The organism is Massilia scottii (assembly GCF_030846495.1).
GTDB lineage: Bacteria > Pseudomonadota > Gammaproteobacteria > Burkholderiales > Burkholderiaceae_D > Telluria_A > Telluria_A violaceinigra.
In genome coordinates, this window is the sequence record NZ_JAVCWM010000007.1 from 99,161 (window position 1) to 117,927 (window position 18,767).

Below are 18,767 nucleotides of genomic sequence, written 5' to 3' on the forward strand. Positions count from 1 at the left end.
TTTTACTTCAGGCGCAGCAGCCGCGCGCCGTACACATCGAACTTGTTGGACAGGCCTTCGGCACCACCGGCCGCGCTGAAGGTGCTGTTGCTTTGCAGGTAGCTCATATTATAGAAGTCGCTCATCTCCAGCCGGTACAGGCCTGGCTTGAGGCGCGTGCGCAAAGGCGTCGACAGCACCGGTGGCGTGCCGGTCTTGTCGATGCGCGCGTGCGGCAGCTGCACCACGCCCTGCGCCGCAATGCGGCCGGAGGCATTTTTCAGGACCAGCCATTTTACGCCGCCGCTGATGCCAAGGTTGATCTGGTTGGCGCGATTATGGTAGCGCACCTGCACGCCGTACTCACCGGCCTGCGCGACCCGGACCGCGCCGAAACGCAGGCGCTCGCCCGGCTTGCCCCAGTTCTTCAGCGGCGTCTGCGCAAGGGCGGCGCCGATCAGGGGGATCTCGATCACCGTGCCGGTGCAGTGCGGCACGCTGTGGTGGCTGCGATTGCCCGAAGCGGCAAACTGCGCCTCGGCAGCGTAGCACGCGGCCGCCGGCGCATCGCGGTCGCTCCAGGCGCCGGCGGCGACGCTGGCGGCAGCCAGCTTGCCGTCGCGGTAGACGTTGTACACGGTGCCGGCGCCATTGCCGTTCGCATCGATCCGCAGCGTGGCCGCTTCAGTGCCCTTGGCGATGCCCGGTTCGCGCGGCCCGAAAACGTCGGGCCCTTCGGCGTAGGGCGCCGCGTCGACACGGCGGATTTGCTGGTCGCCTTCTTGCAGTGGACCGAGCGCGATCTCGATGGTGGCGTTGTCGGGCAGCTGCTGCCACGTGAGCGAAGCCGCTGCCGGCACGCCGCCGATGGCGATGCTCTTGACCGGATAATAGCCGTCTTCCTTGCTGGCGGCAGGCAGTGCGATCCGGACGTTCATGCGCTTGCCGCGCAGGGTCAGGTTATTGAGGGTGATGACGAAGGCCCCGCCAAACGTCTCGCGCCGCAGCTTGGCGGTGATGAAGGGATGTACATCGATGCCGCTGCCTGTCACGCTGATGCCGAACACGTTCCCGATTACCATGCCGAGATAGCCGCCGACCGACCATAGTTGGCGCTTCGAGTTGATCACGGGGCCGATCAGTGCCGGCTGCTGTTCATCGAGCAGCAGCGGCTGGCCGGAGATCCACTCCAGGTTCTCCATGTTCGACAGGTTCAGCGCGGCGCCGCGCATCAGCGTGTCGTATGCGGCGTCGGCCACGCTGACGTTGGCGCGCAGGCTGGCGGCCTTGAGGCCGTAGGCGGTGACGAACGGCCAGATGGCGCGGTTGTGGTACACCGGCATGCCTTGCTGCTGCGGGTAGATCACGGGTGCGCCCATCGGCCCGTGCGGATAGCTGGCCAGGATGCGGCGCGCGCGTTCGCCGTCGGCCACGCCGGTGACGATGGCCAGCGCTTGTCCGAGCCAGTCGAATTTATGCATCGGCGCGCCGTCGAAGTGGGGCGCGCTCAAGCTGCTGTACATGCCGGCGTCTTCAAGCCAGAGGCGTTCGTTGATGCTGCGCTTGAGCGCCGCGGCCCAGCCTGCGTATCTGGCCGAACGTGCGCGGTCGCCGCTGTCATGCGCCAGCGATGCGGCCAGGGTCAGCGCCTTGTAATGCAGGACGTTGGTCGACAGGGCTTTCGAGCTTGCCAGCGAGGCCAGGTCGCCGACGATCCAGGCGGCGTAGCTCTGGTCGCGCCAGTCGAGAAACGATTGTTCGCCCATGTACAGGCCGGAGGCGGCGTCGAACGCGGCCAGCCGGTCGTTTTCCAGGGTGTTGACCAGCGCTTTCAGGGCGCGCTCCGCAAACGGTGCGCGCTGCGCCGGCGGCAAATTATTGAGCGCCGCTTCGGCGCCGAGCACCCAGGCCACGCGGTCGGTGCTGGCCGGCCAGCTGCCGCCGCTGCCGGTGTCCTGGATGATCTGCAGGCCATCGGCGCTGCCCGCCACCTGCGGCGCGCGCCCGATGCCGGGCCGGTAGCCGGACAGCTTGAAGTCGAGCGAGTTGCGCACCCGCTCCGGGTCGAGCATCGCCAGCCCCAGGTCGGCTGCGTACGACAGGTCGCGTGTCCAGACGTAGTGCCATTTTTCGCCGGTTTCGAAGCAGTCGCAGTCGATGGCGCTGGCGCCGTTGTAGTTGCCATCCTTGATCTGCGCGACCGCGTTCTGCTTCATTTCATCGAGCGCCAGTGCGAACAGCGCGTCGAAGGCGAGGCTGCCGCTGCGCACCGTGGGCCGGCCTGCGGCCTCTCGATAGGTGGCCGATTGCGGGCCGGGGTCGCGCAGCGGCATCGTGGTCGATTGGGTGTAGCTACGCAGCGCCGCATCCGCGTCCGGCGTCGAGTAGCGTACCGTGGCAGTGGCGCCGTCGATGATGCGGTATTCGCTGGCGCTGCTGATGGCGTGGCCCTGGTGCGGATCGGCCGTGCTGGCGGGCGGCGTGCCGGATTGCGCCACGCGCAGCAGCGGCGCTGCCGGGTCGGAGGCGTCGATGGAAAAGCGCCAGGTCGAGGTCTTTTTGACGAACAGGTAGTCCTCGGGACCGGGCCGGGGCTGCATCTTGTAGCTGGCGCCGGCGGCGACGGTGACGCTGGCGGTCGGGTCGATCACCCATTCGGCCGACCAGTCCTTGCTGCCGACCTTGAAGCCGTGGTAGCCGGGGCTGACCAGGATCTCCGCTTCGTACACGCCGTTGCCTTTGTAGGCCAGCGGGTGGTCAAGGCCCCAGCCATTGAAGCCGCCGCGCAGGTACATGGGCGCGGCCAGCGTGCCGCCGCCGGCGATGCTGGCGGCGCTGGCCGAGAACAGGACGGCGGCGAGCAGGTGGGTGGTCTTGAACATCAGCGGTATTCCTTCCGTTCGACGATGCCCTTCAAGGCATCCTTCGATTCGAGCATGGGGAAGTCGCCGGCGCGGTAGCGCCGGGGCGTCTGGAAAACGAGTTCGCCGATCTCGCCGGCATAGCTGGCCTGGCGCGGGCGCACCGCGAGCGGCTTGCCGTTGACCGTGGCCTTGCCGCCATCTGTCACCAGCAGGGCCGGTTTGCCGGGAGCGAGTTCAAACGCGAGCTGCGAACGGCTCTTGTCGCCGTTCAGGAAGTTGAACGACACCTTGCGCGGCGCGGCGCCGTTCAGGCGCAACTTCCAGTGCTGCTGCTTGCCCACGCGATGGAAATCGATGTCGATGCTGTCGGCCGCGCCGAAGGGCAGGGCCGCATGGAAATCGCTCCACGCGGCGGGGATCGCCGGCGTGAAGGCCAGCGTGTTCTCGAGCAGGCGTGGCCGGAAGCCGACGTAGTCCTGGTAGCCGTTGCGCGCATACTCGGCCACGCTCCATGACTGCGCCCAGGTGCCGGATGGTGTGAGCTTGCCGTCGTCGCCGGGCAGGGCGTCGAGCAGTTCGCTCATGTTCCCCAGTGTGCCGAGGCCGAGAATTTGCCGGCCCAGGTTCTGGCTCAACTTCCAGGCCAGGTCCTGGTAGCCGAACTTGTTCAGCGCCGTGACCGTGAAGCCGGCATTCCAGCCCCAGATGGTGCCCTGGTGGTAGGCTGCATCCTTGTGGTGAAAGGCCGGGTTTTCATGGCGCGGATGAAAGTAGGGATCGTTCTGGCTCAGCGAAGCAATGCCGTAGGGGTAGAGCAGTTCGGACACCGCGTTGCGCGTCACGCGCGCCTGCACCACGGGTGGGATGAAGTCGTCGAACGGAATGGACACCAGCATCAGCTGGTTGGGACGGATCTTGGTATCGCGGCTGGCGTCGTCGCGCAGGCGGTCGGCCATGATGCTGCCGTCCCAGTACAGCTTGAAGAAGCTGCGCCGCGCCTTGGCGGCCAGTGCGTTCCACTGGCGCGCCCGGGCCGTGTCGCCGGCATGCGTGGCCAGCCAGGCGCCGGTCTTGAGGGCGGTGTGCCACAGGGCCTGGATTTCGACGGCGCGCGGGCCGCGTGCGGACCACGGGTCCTTGTTGTCGATGCGCGCGTCCATCCAGGTGTCGGCCGAATCGTGCGCCAGCAGGCCGTCCCGGTCGGCGTAGTTGGCGAGGGCGCCGTCGAAGTAGGGCAGGGCGAGCTGGTACATCTGGCGCGCAAAGGCCTTGTCGCCGGTGTACTGGATGTACTCGAAGGCTTCGCGCAGCATCCACGGCGTGCCGTCGACCGTGTTGTAGATGATGCTGTCGCCGGCCGCAACGCGGTTGGGAATGCGGCCGTACTCCTTGTCGCGCGGCGCGCGCAGGTTCTGGTAGCGTGCGAAGTTCGACAGCACGGCTTTGGCGTCGTCGAACTGGCCCGATACCAGCAGGGTACCGGGCAGCGCGATGAAGGTGTCGCGGCCCCAGTTGTCGCGAAACCACGGCAGGCCGGCCCAGATGCCGGTGCCGAATTCCTCGACTACGAACATGCGGCTGGCGGCCTTGGCCCAGTTGAGCGCCTTGTTGTATTCGGCGTCGCTGGTGGACAGGTAGCTTTTGGTCAGCGCTTCATATAGTGCCTTGCGTTCGGCGTCGATCGGCTCAAGCTTCACCTGCGCCAGGGCGCGTTCGCTGGCCTGGGCTGCGGTGTCGCCAAAGGCCACGACCACCGTCATGTCGCGCACCGCTTGCGCGCTGCGCAGGGCAAGGCCGTCGCCCAGCACGAAGGGGCGGTTGGCGGCGAGGGCGGTGAAAAGACCCGTGGCATCGGCTGGCGCCACGACGATCACGTCGCCGTCGCGGCGGATGGCGCCCGGCGCCTTGAGCAGCGCCTGCACTGTCAGCTCGGCGTCGGCCGGGTTGGTCAGGCGGATCGCGAGCGCGTGCTTTTTCGACAGCAGCGCCATTTCCTCGATGGCGCCGCCGGCGTGGCGCACCCGGTGGCCGTAAGGGAGAACCTGTTCGCTGGAGCGTGTGCGTTCGTTGGGCGTGCGGTTCACGAACGTGGCGTAGCCCTCGAACACGGAGGCATTCCTGATCGTGTAGCCGGCACCTCTGTCGTAGCTCTGGGTGTAGCCCTCGAAGTAGCCCGCCAGGTTGTCGCCCACCACGAACTGCGATTGCTGGCCCGGTGGGACGCCGATCGCCATGGCGTCGAAGAAGGCGTCCACGCCAGGCTTGCCGGCAGCGGCGGTAATTGGCATGGCGATGGCGGCCGCCAGTGTAATCAGGTACTTCATTCAATCTCCAGGATCAGTGCCGAACGGGCCGGCAGGGTCAGTGCCGTTGCGAAGGCATGGGTGGCACCGGTGATGGCATCGGTACCTTTTTTGGCGCCCTTGAGCATTTCGTGAAAGCGCTCTAACGGCAGCACGGCGTCCTTGTCGCCTTTGTTCAGCGCCACCATGACCTTGTTCTTGCCGTCGTAGCGGAAGTAAACCCAGGTGCCGTTCTCGGCGCCGTAGTGCATGGTCTTCCCGTGGTGGATGACGCTGTGCGACTTGCGCCAGTTGACCAGCTTCTTGACGAAAGCCTGGGCCTCGCGCTGCTGCGCGTTCAATCCATCGCCGGTAAAGGCGCTGGCCGCGTCGGCGCGCCAGCCGCCCGGGAAGTCCTGGCGGAAGCTGGCGTCGTCGCGGGTCTTGGTTTCGCTGGTCATGAGCACCTCGGTGCCGTAGTAGAACTGAGGTATGCGCGGCAAGGTCATGAGCATGGCGAGGCTCATCTTGTACAGCTTGAGGTCTTCGCCGACCACGCTGAAGGTGCGCGCGATGTCGTGATTCCCCTCGAACAGCACCAGATTGCCGGGGTCGGGATACAAATGATCTTGCGAGAGCATTTCGTAGACGTCGGTGAAGCCCGGTGCGGGATCGGTGGCGGCGAGGGTGGCGCGGATGGTCTCGGCCATTGGAAAGTCCATCAGGCTGGGAAGGTGGCTGATGTAGCCGTTGAAGTTGACTTTGCCGCGCTGCCAGTGCGACACCACCGCCGGCGACTTGTGCCATTCCTCGCCCACCAGGTTCAGATTGGGGTACTCGGCCATCAGGCGCCGCGTGTACTCGGTGAGGAAGGCGCTGTCGGAGTAGCCGTAGGTGTCGATGCGCAGGCCGGACAAGCCGGCGTACTCGATCCACCAGATGTTGTTCTGAATGAGGTAGTTGGCCACCAGCGGGTTGGCCTGGTTCAGGTCCGGCATGCTGCTGGCGAACCAGCCCTTGGTGAAGTTGGCGCGGTCCTGCTGCGATCCGTAGGGGTCCTGCACCGATACGCGATGGTGCTGGGTGGGCGTGAACGTGCCGCCGTTGGTGGTCCAGTCGGGGCTTGGCAGGTCCTTCATCCACCAGTGGTGGCTGCCGATATGCGACAGCACCACGTCCTGGATGATGCCGATGCCTTTCTTGCGCGCCTGCGCCGAGAGCCGGCGGTAGTCCTCGTTGCTGCCGTAGCGCGGGTCGATGCGGTAATGGTTGGTGGCCGCATAGCCGTGGTAGGAGTAGGCCGGCATGTCGTTTTCGACCAGCGGCGTGGGCCAGATCTGGGTGAAGCCCATGGCGGCGATGTAGTCCAGATGGTCGGCCACCCCGCGCAGGTCGCCGCCGTGGCGGCCGGTGCCCGAGGCGCGGTTGGCCTGGTCGGCCATGCCGGGGACGTTGTCGTTGGCCGGGTCGCCGTTGGCGAAGCGGTCGGGCATGATCTGGTAGATGGCGTCCTTGCTGCCGAAGCCCTGGCGTTGGGCCGATCCGGCGTCGCGCGCCTGCAGTTGGTAGGGGTGGCGGATGGTGCGGGCGCCCTCCTTGAACAGGATGTCGAATGTACCCGGTCTGGCGTCAGGCCCGATCAGCAGGTCGATGAAGAGGTAGTTGCGGTTCGCGACCTGGGTGACCGCGTCGATGCGCACGCCCGGATAGTCGATGGCGGGGCGGGTATCGGCGATGCGCTCCCCGTGGACCATCAGCTGGAGTTTGTTGTGCCGCATCCCGGTCCACCAAGAGGGCGGTTCGAGGTGGGCGATGCGGCCGGGTGGCAGGGACGCGGCGCCGGCCAGCGCGGCGGCGCTTCCCAGGGCAGCAACGGCAAATAGTCGGAGTAGGGGCGTGCGGCGTCCTGCTGGGGTCATGCGGTCTCCAATGCGTCAGGGATGACTGTCTGTGCAGTCGCGTAGTATGGCTACATGGTCTTGTTATCGATAAAGCATACTACAGAAGAGGATGGCTATCAAACGCCATGGCCGGGCAGCGATCAGCCGGCTTTGTGAGTGCTAGTTTAGCTACATGGCGTGTCAATACTCTATTTACTGCACCGCAGAGATCGTCCGCAGGGCGGGCAGCCCGGCATTTTTTGACGGCTGCGACGGCGTTGTCATGCACGGTGTGGTTTTTTACTACGAGATTTGCTACAAAAATGTAGTAATGATAAATTTCCAAAAAGAAAGATTGCACTGGCTTGGAGCGAAAAACGTCCAAAGCAAGGAAAAATCCTGTTGATGTAGTCGGACTACAGGTGCCTTTGGCATGTTCTGTAGCCGAAATACAACGAGCTGCCCCTTCGAAACCGGTAGCAGATGCAAAATCCGCACTTTTCCGTAGTCGTACGCAACTCACGTTGACAGTGCATCTAGTTTTAGTACAGAATCGGCTCAGAGCGTCCTAGAACGTTGCCTTTGGAACCCGTGCAGTCGCCGCCATGCTGAAGATACGGGAATTGTGTAGTAATGATGAGATGAGGGGACAGAATGAAATTTTTCGCCAATACCCGTACCAAGAGTGCCGCATTCCCATTGAGCCCGGTCGCTGCCGGCTGCGCGCTGTTCGTGTCCGCCATGTCGGGCAACGTTTATGCGCAAGCGTCCGCTGCGCCGCAAGCGAGCGATCAGCCGATCACAACGGTCAAGGTGTCGGGCATTCGCCGCGGTATCGAGGATGCGATTTCGGTGAAAAAGGATTCGTCTTCCATCGTCGAGGCTATCTCGGCGGAAGATATCGGCAAGTTACCGGACGTTAGTATTGCTGAATCGATCGCCCGCCTCCCCGGCCTGGCGGCGCAGCGCGTCGGCGGCCGTGCCCAGGTCATCAGCGTACGCGGCCTGTCGCCGGACTTTTCGACCACCTTGCTCAATGGCCGCGAACAGGTCAGCACGGGCGACAACCGCAGCGTCGAATTCGACCAGTATCCATCCGAGCTGCTCAGCGGCGTGACCATTTATAAGACTCCGGACGCCGGCCTCGTCGGCCAGGGCCTGTCCGGCACCATCGACATGCAAACCGTGCGGCCGCTGTCGTTCGGCAAGCGCACGATCGCGATGAATGTGCGCGGCGAGAAAAACTCGCTCGGCGGCATCGCCAATGCGAAAGACACCGGTAACCGTTTCAGCGTCAGCTACATCGACCAGTTCGCCGACCGCACGATCGGTATTGCGATCGGTTACGCGCACCTGGCGTCGCCGGTCTTGTCCAACGAAACCGGCCTGTACGAGCCGTGGAAAACCGACTCGCGTCCTGGCGTGCCTGCCGGTACCTCCTTGATGGATGGTTTGAAGTCGGTCGCGCGCAGCGGTACCAACAAGCGCGATGGCGTCATGGGTGTCCTGCAATATCGTCCCAACAAGACCTGGACCAGCATGATCGATGTGTACGCATCGAAATTCAAGCGTGAAGAGACGGCCAATCAGTTCGAAGTGAACCTGAGTAACTACAACGGCGGCTTCGAGCCGGGCCTGATGTACACGCCCGCAACCACCTCGAACGGCGTGCTGACGGGCGGCTCGGCCAGCGGCGTGTATCCGCTGGTGCGCGGCATGTACAACAATCGCAAGGATGAAATCAAGGCGGTCGGCTGGGGTAACACCCTGCGCTTCGATGGCTGGTCCGTGTTTGCCGACGTCAGCTACTCGAAGGCGAACCGCGATGAAGTGAGCCTGGAAAACAACCTGCAACTGAGCAATGCTGCCGGCGATCCATTCCTCGACACGGTCAACCTGAAATTCGCCACCGGCGGTTTTTCGCAAATTGGCGGCCGCCTGAACTACAGCGACCCCAAGAACCTGTACGTGCGCAACACCATTTACGGTTCGGGCTACGGCAAGACCCCGCAGATCGAAGATGAACTCAAGGGCTTCAAGCTGGTCGCCTCGCTGCCGATGCCGACCATGCTGCAAAGCTACTTCTCGGGCCTGGACGTGGGTGTTAACTACGCCGACCGCACCAAGAGCAAGATTCAGCCGGAAGGCGCGATCACCCTGCGCGGCGCGCCGGGCCCGGTTCCGAACGAGCTGTTATACGGTCAGGTCGACCTCGGCTTTGCCGGCACCGGCATGATTCCTTCGTGGAATGTGCCTGGCGTTGTCAGCCAATACATGAACTTCAACCCGAGCTCGACCGAGTCATTCCTGATTTCGAAGGCGTGGGAAGTGAACGAAAAAATCACGACCAGCTTCGTCAAGGCCAATATCGACAGCGAAATCGGTTCGGTCACCGTCAAGGGCAATGTGGGCGTGCAGGTGCAGCATACCGAGCAGTCGTCCAAGGCCAACTATTTTGATGGCACCGCCGCTGTCGGCAGCCAGGTCAAGCCCGTCAAGGATGGCATGACCTACACGGATTACCTGCCGAGCCTGAATCTGGCGTTTGGCCTGGGCAACCAGCAGACCGTTCGTTTTGCGGCCGCCAAGCAACTGGCCCGTCCGCGTATCGACCAGCTGCGTTCCGCGCTCGATTTTAACGTTGGCACCACGGACTTCAAGCCGAGTGCCAACGGCGGCAACGCGCGCCTCGATCCATGGCGCGCCAAGGCACTCGATCTGTCGTACGAAAAGTATTTCGGCAACAAGGCGTACTTCGCGGTCGCGGCTTTCCACAAAAAGCTCGATACGTACATCTTTACGCAGACCAAGGATTACGATTTCTCGAAATATATTCCTGGCACCAACGCGATTACCGCGGTTGGTAACTACAAGGCGCCATATAACGGCAATGGCGGCAAGTTGAAGGGCCTGGAACTGTCGGCATCCCTGCCGCTGAGCCTGCTTACGCCGGTGCTGGATGGTTTCGGCGTCTCGGCCAGTGCGACCCACAGCAAGAGCTCGATCGCGATTGAAGATCCGGACAGCAATATCGGCAAGAACATTCCGCTGCCGGGCCTGTCGAAGCGCGTGACCAATCTGACGTTGTACTATGAAAAGAATGGTTTCGAGACCCGCGTCAGCCAGCGCAAGCGTTCCGATTTCGTTGGTGAAATCGGCAACTTTGCCAATGAGCGCAGCTTGCGCTATGTGGTTGGCGAAGATGTGGTTGATTTCCAGGTCGGTTACAACTTCACCGAAGGTAGCTTCAAGGGCCTGGGATTGGTGTTGCAGGTTAATAACGTTGGCGATACCGCGTATGAAACCTACGCTGGCGACCGCAACAAGCCGCTGGAATACCAGAAGTATGGCCGCACCTTCCTGATGGGCGCGAACTACAAGTTCTGATGAGTGGCCTGCCGGGGTGATCCCGGCGCTGAAAACAACCCCGGCGCATGCGAGTGTGGCGGGGTTGTGTCATTTTGGGGATGGCGCGAGCAGGGCGGGGAGCGCGTTAACGACGATTAGATTGCACGAATAGCCTCAATTACACCCCACTTGCACGCAACTCCGTTACAAAAAATCGCATTCTGGACTACAAGAGAGTAAACTGCAGGATGCTTTCCCGTCGGGCTAGCTAGTCAAATTGTGAGTGTCCTATGTCTGAAACCCCTGTACTACTGTTTTCCGAACTCAACCTGAGCGCCCAAGTGCTGAAGGTCATGAAAGAGGTCGGTTACGAAACGCCGTCGCCGATCCAGGCTGCCACCATCCCGCTGCTCCTGGCCAATCGCGACGTGCTGGGGCAGGCCCAGACCGGAACCGGCAAGACCGCGGCCTTCGCGCTGCCGATTTTGTCGCGCATCGACATCAAGCAGCAGTCGCCACAGGCGCTGGTGCTGGCTCCTACCCGCGAACTGGCGATCCAGGTCGCCGAAGCATTCCAGAAGTACGCAACGCACATTAAAGATTTCCACGTCCTGCCGATCTACGGCGGCCAGAGCTACGGTCCGCAGCTGCAGGCCTTGCGCCGCGGCGTGCACGTGATCGTCGGCACCCCGGGCCGCGTGATCGACCACCTGGAAAAAGGTTCGCTCGACCTGTCCAAGCTCAAAACGCTGGTGCTCGACGAAGCCGACGAGATGCTGCGCATGGGCTTTATCGACGACGTCGAACAGATCCTGCAAAAAACCCCTGAATCGCGCCAGACCGCGCTGTTCTCGGCCACCATGCCGTCCGCGATCAAGCGCATCGCCAAGACTTACCTGCGCGATCCGGCTGAAGTCACGGTCGCCGCCAAGACCGGCACCGCCGACAATATCCGCCAGCGTTACTGGATGGTGAGCGGGATGCAGAAGCTCGAAGCGCTGACCCGCATCCTGGAAGCGGAACCGTTCGACGGCATGATCATCTTCGCGCGCACCAAGCTCGGTACCGAAGAACTGGCGACCAAGCTGCAGGCGCGCGGCTTCGCGGCCACGGCGATCAACGGCGACATGCAGCAAACGCAGCGCGAACGCACCATCGAACAGCTCAAGAACGGCAAGATCGACATCCTGGTCGCCACCGACGTCGCCGCGCGCGGCCTGGACGTGGAACGCATCAGCCACGTCATCAACTACGACGTGCCGTCGGACCCGGAAAGCTACACCCACCGCATCGGCCGTACCGGCCGCGCGGGGCGCAGCGGCGAAGCGATTTTGTTCATCACTCCGCGCGAGCAGGGTTTGCTCAAAGCGATCGAACGCGCCACGCGCCAGCCAGTCGCGCCGCTGACCTTGCCGACCGTGAAAGCCGTCAACGACGTGCGTATCGCCAAATTCAAGGACCAGATCACCGAAGTGCTGGCTGCCGGCGGACTCGATGTATTCCGTTCACTGATCGAAGAATATGAGCGCGAGCAGAACGTGCCCGCCGTCGAAATCGCAGCGGCCCTGGCCAAGCTGGCGCGCGGCGACATTCCGCTGCTGCTGGAAAAGCCGAACCGCGACGCCAAGAGCGCGCCATCGTGGCAGGAAAATGCCCCTGCCGCGCGCGCACCGCGTTCCGACGCGCCAATGCGCAGCGACCGTGGCGATGCGCCAGCGTTCAAGCGCGAGCGCGTATCGCGTCCGTCGGAAGAGGGCATGGGCACCTTCCGTATCGAAGTCGGTCACGCGCACGGCGTCAAGCCGGGCAACATCGTCGGCGCGATTGCCAATGAAGCGAACATCGAGTCCAAGTTCATCGGTCGCATCGAGATCTACGACGACTACAGCACGCTCGACCTGCCGGTCGACATGCCGGCGGACCTGATCGATCACCTCAAGGGTGTGTGGGTCGCGGGCCAGCAGCTGAACATCACGCGTGATGGCGAAGCGCCGGCGGTCAAGAAGGCAGCTCCGAAAAAAGCGGGCGACCGTCGTTTTGAAGAGAAGAAGCTCGGACCTAAGAAGCCGTACGACGCGGCCACCAAGGCCAAGAAGGAAGCGCGCAAGCTGGCCAAGCCGGAGTAAAGCGGCAGGCGGGTAAAAAGATGGGCAGCTTCGGCTGCCCATTTTTGCGTTTACGTCAGTGTGCGGACGCGGGCACCGCGGCCTGTCTGGCCGGCGCCTCATCCTTCACCAAACACCACAAGGCCGCCGAAATCGCCAGCGAGGTGCCGCAGATGATGTACAAGGTGCTCTGGTCGGGTGCCTTTTTCAGTACGAAGCCCACGCCGGTGGACATCAGCTGCGGCAGCACCACCGACAGGTTGAACACGCCCATGAAAAAGCCCATGCGGCTCTTGTCCACCTTGTCGCTCATGATCGCAAACGGCAGGCTGACAATGGCGCTCCAGCCGATGCCGACCACCGCCATCAGCGCGTACAGCATCATCGGCGTGCGCGCCATGGTCGCGATCAAAAAGTACCCGACCGCCATGATGGCGATGCAGCCGGCCTGCGTGTGCACGCGCCCGATCCTGCGCGCCAGGGGCGCCAGCACCAGCGCCGGCAGCAGGAAGCCGACCGTATTGAGCACCGCAAAGGCATAGGCGATGATCTGGCCGCTCATGGCGTCCGCCACCTTGGTTTCCAGCCCTGCCGGCACCAGCTGCTGCTGGATGAAGCCATAGGTGTAGACGAACATCGACTGCACGCCGAGCCACGCGAAGCCGTGCGCGATATAGATGCGCCACAGCTGGCCCCAGTCGGCTTTGGTGGCCGCCGCGGCGTCGTTCTTTTTCACCAGCTCGCGTTCTTCCTTGATGAAGAACATCGGCACCACCGAGAACACGAACACGATGCCGGCGCCGACCGAAATGAGTACGTCGTTGCCCATGGTCGCGCCGATCACGTAGGCCATCACGCCGAAGAAGCCCGACACGGTCTGCATCCACGTGTAGCCGCGCGTGCGCGCTTCGCCTTCCGGGGTCAGGTCGGCGATGATCGAGCGGGTCGGGTTGAAGCTGATATTGATCGACAGGTCGAGCGTCAGCGCGATGATCACCGCCACGATGACCATGTCGTCGATACCCAGGAGTTTGCCCACCACGTCGATGCGCGGCAGCAGAAACACCATCAGCGCGGCCAGGGTGCCGCCGATCAGGATGAAGGGCCGGCGCCGCCCGCCCCAGAACCAGGCGTCGTCGCTGATCAAGCCGATGATCACCTGGCCGAAGATGCCTGCCAGCGGCCCGGCCGCCCACACGATCCCGATTTCGTGAATTTCGAGGTTGAAGCGCGTGCTCAAAATCCAGCTCAGGGCCGAAATCTGGATACAGAGCGCAAATCCCATCGCCGTGGAAGGCAGGCTCAGGGTCGCGTAAAAAAGGTTATTCAGGCGCTTCTGCATGTCCAGCATCATGTCCCCATCTTGTCTGTTATTTGACTACAAAATCGCGATTTTGCTCGTCTTGTTGCGGCGATTTTACTATGGAACTGTTTAGATTGACACTTAGAAATCGCCATGTTATTTTCCTACAAATATAATGCGTAGCCAAACGCCTGGAGACTCCTGATGCAGATGCAATTCCCGCCAATCAAACCACGCCTGAGTTTCTGGCAGTTGTGGAACATGAGCTTCGGCTTCTTCGGCATCCAGTTCGGATTTGCGCTGCAAAACGCCAACACCAGCCGCATTTTCTCGACCCTCGGCGCGAACGCCGACGACCTGCCGCTGTTCTGGCTTGCCGCCCCGGTCACCGGGCTGCTGGTGCAGCCAATCATCGGCTACCTGAGCGACAATACCTGGCACCCGTTCTGGGGCCGGCGCCGCCCATTCTTTTTCCTCGGCGCGTTCCTGGCGACCGTGGCCATGTTCCTGATGCCGAACTCCACGTCGCTGTGGATGGCGGTGTTCGTGCTGTGGATGATGGATGCGTCGATCAACGTGTCGATGGAGCCGTTCCGCGCGTTCGTCGGCGACAAGCTGCATCCGACCCAGCAGACGTCGGGCTTTGCGATGCAGACCTTCTTCATCGGCTGCGGCTCGGTGATCGCCTCGCTGTTGCCGACCATGTTTACCGAGTGGTTCAACGTCAGCAATGTGCCGGTCAACGGCGGCATTCCGGATACGGTGCGCTACTCGTTCTATGTCGGCGGCCTGGCTTTCATGGGTGCGGTGTCGTGGACCGTCATCACCACCCGCGAAACACCGCCCGAAGACATCAAGGCGTTTCGTGCCGATGTAGAGAAGCGCAAGGGCACGCTCCATGCACTGCGCGAAATTCTGGGTGGCTTCACCACCATGCCGCGCACGATGGTGCAACTGGCGAGCGTGAGCTTCTTTTCGTGGCTGGCGCTGTTTACGATGTGGGTCAACACCACTCCTGCCGTGGCCGAAAACGTCTTCGGCACGCTCGACGCCCAGTCGCCTGCATTCCAGAGCGCCGGCAACTGGGTCGGCGTGATGTTCGCCGTGTATAACGGCGTGTCGGCCATTGCCGCCTTTATCCTGCCCGCCATCGCGCGCCGCACCAACCGCAAGATGACGCACCTGGCTTGCCTGGTCATCGGCGGCATCAGCCTGGCCAGCATTTTCTTCATCACGCAAAAAGAGATGCTGCTCATTCCGATGATTGGCGTCGGCATCGCGTGGGCCAGCATCCTCACCGTGCCGTATGCCATCCTGGCGGGCGCGCTGCCGGCGGAGCGCATGGGTTTCTACATGGGCGTCTTCAATTTCTTCGTCGTGATCCCGCAGATCATCGGCGGTGTGATTCTCGGTCCGATCAGCGCGGCCCTGCTGGGCGGGCGTCCGGTGGCGACCCTGCTGCTGGCCGGTGCGTGCATGGCCATCGGCGGCTTGCTGACCGTGTTCGTGGCTGACAAAGGCGAGCAGGCCTAACGCGGCGTCGAAATTTTCCTACCTGTCGTATCTTATTGTTAACAGACAGGAGTAAAAATGACCATCCACACACTAACCACCACGCCGTTTGCCGGACAACGCCCCGGTACTTCCGGCTTGCGCAAGAAGGTAGGCGAGTTCCAGCAACCCGCTTACCTTGAAAACTTCGTGCAGTCCATCTTCAACACGCTCGGCGACTGCGCCGGCCAGACCCTGGTTCTCGGCGGCGACGGGCGCTACTTCAACCGCCACGCGATCCAGGTGATCCTGCGCATGGCGGCGGCACACGGCTTTGCCAGGGTGCTGGTGGGGCAGGGCGGCATTTTGTCCACCCCGGCGCTAAGCTGCGTGGTGAGGAAGCGCGCCGCCTCGGGCGGCATCGTGCTCTCGGCCAGCCACAATCCGGGCGGGCCCGATGGCGATTTCGGCATCAAGTACAACATCGCCAACGGCGGCCCGGCTCCTGAAAAAATCACGGACGCCATCTACAGCCATACCCAGGTCCTGGGCGAATACCGCATCAGCGACGCCGCCGACCTTGATCTCGATATCATCGGCGGCGCGCGCATCGAGCAGATGGACGTCGAAGTCATCGACCCGGTGGCCGACTACGCGGCGCTGATGGCTGACCTGTTCGACTTCGGCGCCATCAAGTCGCTGTTCGCAGGCGGCTTCACAATGCGTTTCGACGGCATGCATGCCGTCGCTGGCCCGTATGCGCACGCCATCCTCGAAGGCGTGCTTGGAGCGCCGCGCGGCACCGTCATCAACGGCGAACCGCTGGAAGACTTCGGCGGCCACCATCCCGATCCGAATCCCGTCAATGCGGCCGAGCTGATTGCGCTCATGTCCGCGCCAGACGCACCGGATTTCGGCGCCGCATCGGACGGCGACGCCGACCGCAACATGATCGTCGGGCGCGGCATCGCCGTGACACCGTCCGACAGCCTGGCCATCATCGCCGCCAATGCGGCTGCGGCACCGGGCTACCGCGGCGGCATCAAGGGCATCGCCCGCTCCATGCCCACTTCCACCGCGCCGGACCGGGTGGCGGCAGCGCTCAAGGTGCCGTGCTACGAAACCCCGACCGGCTGGAAGTACTTCGGCAACCTGATGGATGCCGGCATGGTGACGCTCTGCGGCGAAGAGAGCTACGGCACCGGCTCGGACCATATCCGCGAAAAGGATGGCTTGTGGGCAGTGCTGTTCTGGCTTAACCTGCTGGCGGCCAGCGGAAAATCCGTCGACACGCTGGTGCGCGAGCACTGGGCGCGTTTCGGCCGTAATTACTACTCGCGCCACGATTACGAAGCGGTCGAGTCGAGCGCGGCGGAAGGCTTGGTGACGCACCTGCGCGAGCAGCTGCCGGCACTGGCCGGCCAGGTCATCGACGGCTACACTGTTGATTTCGCCGACGATTTTGTTTACAAGGATCCGGTCGACGGCAGCATCGCCAGCAAGCAGGGCGTGCGCATCGTGATGACCGATGGCTCGCGCATCGTGTTCCGCCTGTCCGGCACCGGAACCGAAGGCGCCACCATCCGTCTTTACCTCGAACGCTACGAGCGTGACGTGGCCATGCACGACATTCCGGCGCAGGAAGCGCTGGCCGGCCTGGCCACCATCGCCGACCGGCTCGCCGGCCTGCACCAGCGTACGGGGCGCGACCGGCCGACGGTCACGACCTGACGATCCACTTTAACGATTAGCCAACAGGGAATACATGAAATTTTCCGCACTTGCAGTTTCACTGGCGCTCACTTTCGGCGCTGCCCACGTCAGCGCTGCCCCGCCGGTGGCGCGCACCCCGTTTGTGTGGGAAAACGCGACTGTGTATTTCCTGTTGACGGACCGCTTCAACAACGGCAACAAGGCCAACGACCTGGCGTACGGACGCAAGGCCGATGCCGCGCCGCTGCGCGGCTACATGGGCGGCGACCTGGCCGGCGTGACCGCGAAGATCAAGGAAGGCTACTTCAAGGAGCTGGGCGTCGATGCGATCTGGATCACGCCGCCGGTCGAGCAGATTCATGCCGGCACCGATGAAGGCACCGGCAAATCCTACGGCTTTCATGGCTACTGGGCGCGCGACTTCACCAGCATCGACGCCAACCTGGGTACCGAAGCGGACCTGCAGGAACTGGTCGACACCGCGCACGCCAACGGCATCCGCGTGCTGCTCGACGTGGTGATGAACCACACCGGTCCGGTCACGGCATCGGACCCGGTGTGGCCCAAGGATTGGGTACGCACCGCACCCGTGTGCGCCTTCAAGGATGCGCGCACCACCATCGACTGCACGCTGGTGAAGAACCTGCCGGACTTCCGCACCGACGTCGACCGGCCCGTCGCGCTGCCGCCGGCGCTGGTGGCCAAGTGGAAGGAAGAGAAGCGCTACGATCGTGAAGTCGCCTCGCTCGATGCCTTTTTCAAGGAGACCGGCTACCCGCGCGCGCCGCGCTACTATCTGATGAAATGGCACGCGGACTGGGTGCGTAAATATGGCTTCGACGGCTTCCGGGCCGACACCGCCAAGCACGTCGAGCCGCGCGTGTGGAAGGACCTGAAAAAAGTCGCCAGCAAAGCGTTCGAGGACTGGAAGCGCGAGAACCCGGCCAAGCGCCTGGGCGACAGCAAATTCTATATGACGGCGGAAGTCTACAACTACTCGCTGCGCCACGCGCACCAGTTCGACATGGGCGGCGAAACCTTCGTCGACTTCTACGACAATGGTTTCGACAGCGTGATCAATTTCAGCATGACGGCGGACGCCAAGGGCGGCTACGACGCCATGTTCGGCCGCTACGCAGCGCTGCTGGGCGGGCCGCTGCGCGGTTATTCGGTGATTAACTATCTGAGTTCGCACGACGACGGGGCGCCGTTCGATCCGACGCGTGTGCGTCCTTTCGACTCGGCGGTCAAGCTGCTGCTCTCGCCTGGCGCGGCGCAGATCTATTACGGCGACGAGACCGCGCGCCTGCTCACGCACGACGGTGCGAAGGGCGACGCGGTGCTGCGTTCCTTCATGAATTGGGAGGAACTGGCCAGCAACGCCCAGCGAGACGGCTACCGTATTGCCGATGTGCGCAAGCACTGGGGCCTGATCGGCCGCTTCCGCCAGGCGCATCCGGCGGTGGGCGCGGGCGAGCATCGCAAGCTGCAAACGACCCCGTACGTTTTTGCGCGGACGTACGAGAAGGACCGGGTCGTGGTGGCGCTCGACCTGCCGACCGACAAGTCGACGCCGATTGTGGTGGGGCCGATTTTCAGGGATGGGGAGTCGGTGACGGATTACTACTCGGGCAAGAAGGCCGTGGTGGCGGGCGGGAAGGTCGATTTCCAAACGAAGAACGGGATTGTGCTGATCGCGAACTGACCCACTCGCGCTAACCGAAAAACCGTCGTTCCCGCCCTCAATACCTATTGCCTCAAAACCGTCGTTCCTGGCACTGCCAGAAACGACGGTGCTGGCA

Annotated in this window: 9 protein-coding genes; 5 read left to right on the forward strand and 4 right to left on the reverse strand. The window is 63.1% G+C overall.

The window, feature by feature from the left end:
* Window positions 1-2 precede the first annotated feature (2 nt).
* From RBA41_RS11720 to RBA41_RS11730, 3 genes are read right to left on the reverse strand one after another with little or no spacing between them, the layout of a single operon-like run.
* Entirely contained in the window at window positions 3-2,861 is a 2,859-nt protein-coding gene (locus RBA41_RS11720; protein ID WP_306623972.1) for an MGH1-like glycoside hydrolase domain-containing protein, read from the reverse strand.
* Window positions 2,861-5,167, reverse strand: a complete 2,307-nt coding sequence (locus RBA41_RS11725) for an amylo-alpha-1,6-glucosidase (protein ID WP_306623974.1) — start codon at window positions 5,165-5,167, stop codon at window positions 2,861-2,863. The genes RBA41_RS11720 and RBA41_RS11725 overlap by 1 nt, the downstream gene beginning before the upstream one ends.
* A complete protein-coding gene (locus RBA41_RS11730; protein WP_306623976.1) occupies window positions 5,164-7,044 on the reverse strand; it encodes a glycoside hydrolase family 13 protein in 1,881 nt (626 codons plus the stop codon). The genes RBA41_RS11725 and RBA41_RS11730 overlap by 4 nt, the downstream gene beginning before the upstream one ends.
* Window positions 7,045-7,659: 615 nt before the next feature.
* On the opposite strand from RBA41_RS11730, the gene RBA41_RS11735 reads away from it, so the two are divergent.
* Together RBA41_RS11735 and RBA41_RS11740 are read left to right on the forward strand one after the other, a co-directional pair.
* On the forward strand, window positions 7,660-10,392 hold the full coding sequence (locus RBA41_RS11735) for a TonB-dependent receptor (protein WP_306623977.1): 2,733 nt from the start codon (window positions 7,660-7,662) through the stop codon (window positions 10,390-10,392).
* 251 nt (window positions 10,393-10,643) lie between these two features.
* Window positions 10,644-12,479, forward strand: coding sequence for a DEAD/DEAH box helicase (locus RBA41_RS11740; RefSeq protein ID WP_306623979.1), 1,836 nt, complete (start codon window positions 10,644-10,646; stop codon window positions 12,477-12,479).
* 55 nt (window positions 12,480-12,534) lie between these two features.
* On the opposite strand, the gene RBA41_RS11745 is transcribed toward RBA41_RS11740, so the two are convergent.
* On the reverse strand, window positions 12,535-13,812 hold the full coding sequence (locus tag RBA41_RS11745; protein WP_306623981.1) for an MFS transporter: 1,278 nt from the start codon (window positions 13,810-13,812) through the stop codon (window positions 12,535-12,537).
* 153 nt (window positions 13,813-13,965) lie between these two features.
* Between RBA41_RS11745 and RBA41_RS11750 the strand changes: the two genes are divergently transcribed.
* Genes RBA41_RS11750 through RBA41_RS11760 form a run of 3 tightly spaced genes read left to right on the forward strand, consistent with a single transcriptional unit; the run spans window position 13,966 to window position 18,670 of the window.
* Window positions 13,966-15,294: an MFS transporter gene (locus tag RBA41_RS11750; protein ID WP_306623982.1), complete on the forward strand. Its 1,329-nt coding sequence runs from the start codon at window positions 13,966-13,968 to the stop codon at window positions 15,292-15,294.
* Window positions 15,295-15,351: 57 nt separating this feature from the next.
* Window positions 15,352-16,983 carry an alpha-D-glucose phosphate-specific phosphoglucomutase gene (locus tag RBA41_RS11755; RefSeq protein WP_306623983.1) on the forward strand — a complete coding sequence of 544 codons (1,632 nt, stop codon included), beginning with the start codon at window positions 15,352-15,354 and terminating at the stop codon, window positions 16,981-16,983.
* A 34-nt stretch (window positions 16,984-17,017) separates the two neighbouring features.
* The gene (locus tag RBA41_RS11760) at window positions 17,018-18,670 is read left to right on the forward strand and encodes an alpha-amylase family glycosyl hydrolase (RefSeq protein ID WP_306623985.1); all 1,653 of its coding nucleotides are present in this window, start codon (window positions 17,018-17,020) and stop codon (window positions 18,668-18,670) included.
* Window positions 18,671-18,767: the final 97 nt, after the last annotated feature.

What these genes read in the sequence shown, in the direction of transcription:
- RBA41_RS11725 (WP_306623974.1), bottom strand. Translation starts at nt 5,167, where the DNA reads ATGAAGTACCTGATTACACTGGCGGCCGCCATCGCCATGCCAATTACC.
- RBA41_RS11760 (WP_306623985.1), top strand. Translation starts at nt 17,018, where the DNA reads ATGAAATTTTCCGCACTTGCAGTTTCACTGGCGCTCACTTTCGGCGCT.
- RBA41_RS11755 (WP_306623983.1), top strand. Translation starts at nt 15,352, where the DNA reads ATGACCATCCACACACTAACCACCACGCCGTTTGCCGGACAACGCCCC.
- RBA41_RS11750 (WP_306623982.1), top strand. Translation starts at nt 13,966, where the DNA reads ATGCAGATGCAATTCCCGCCAATCAAACCACGCCTGAGTTTCTGGCAG.
- RBA41_RS11745 (WP_306623981.1), bottom strand. Translation starts at nt 13,812, where the DNA reads ATGATGCTGGACATGCAGAAGCGCCTGAATAACCTTTTTTACGCGACC.
- RBA41_RS11720 (WP_306623972.1), bottom strand. Translation starts at nt 2,861, where the DNA reads ATGTTCAAGACCACCCACCTGCTCGCCGCCGTCCTGTTCTCGGCCAGC.
- RBA41_RS11740 (WP_306623979.1), top strand. Translation starts at nt 10,644, where the DNA reads ATGTCTGAAACCCCTGTACTACTGTTTTCCGAACTCAACCTGAGCGCC.
- RBA41_RS11735 (WP_306623977.1), top strand. Translation starts at nt 7,660, where the DNA reads ATGAAATTTTTCGCCAATACCCGTACCAAGAGTGCCGCATTCCCATTG.
- RBA41_RS11730 (WP_306623976.1), bottom strand. Translation starts at nt 7,044, where the DNA reads ATGACCCCAGCAGGACGCCGCACGCCCCTACTCCGACTATTTGCCGTT.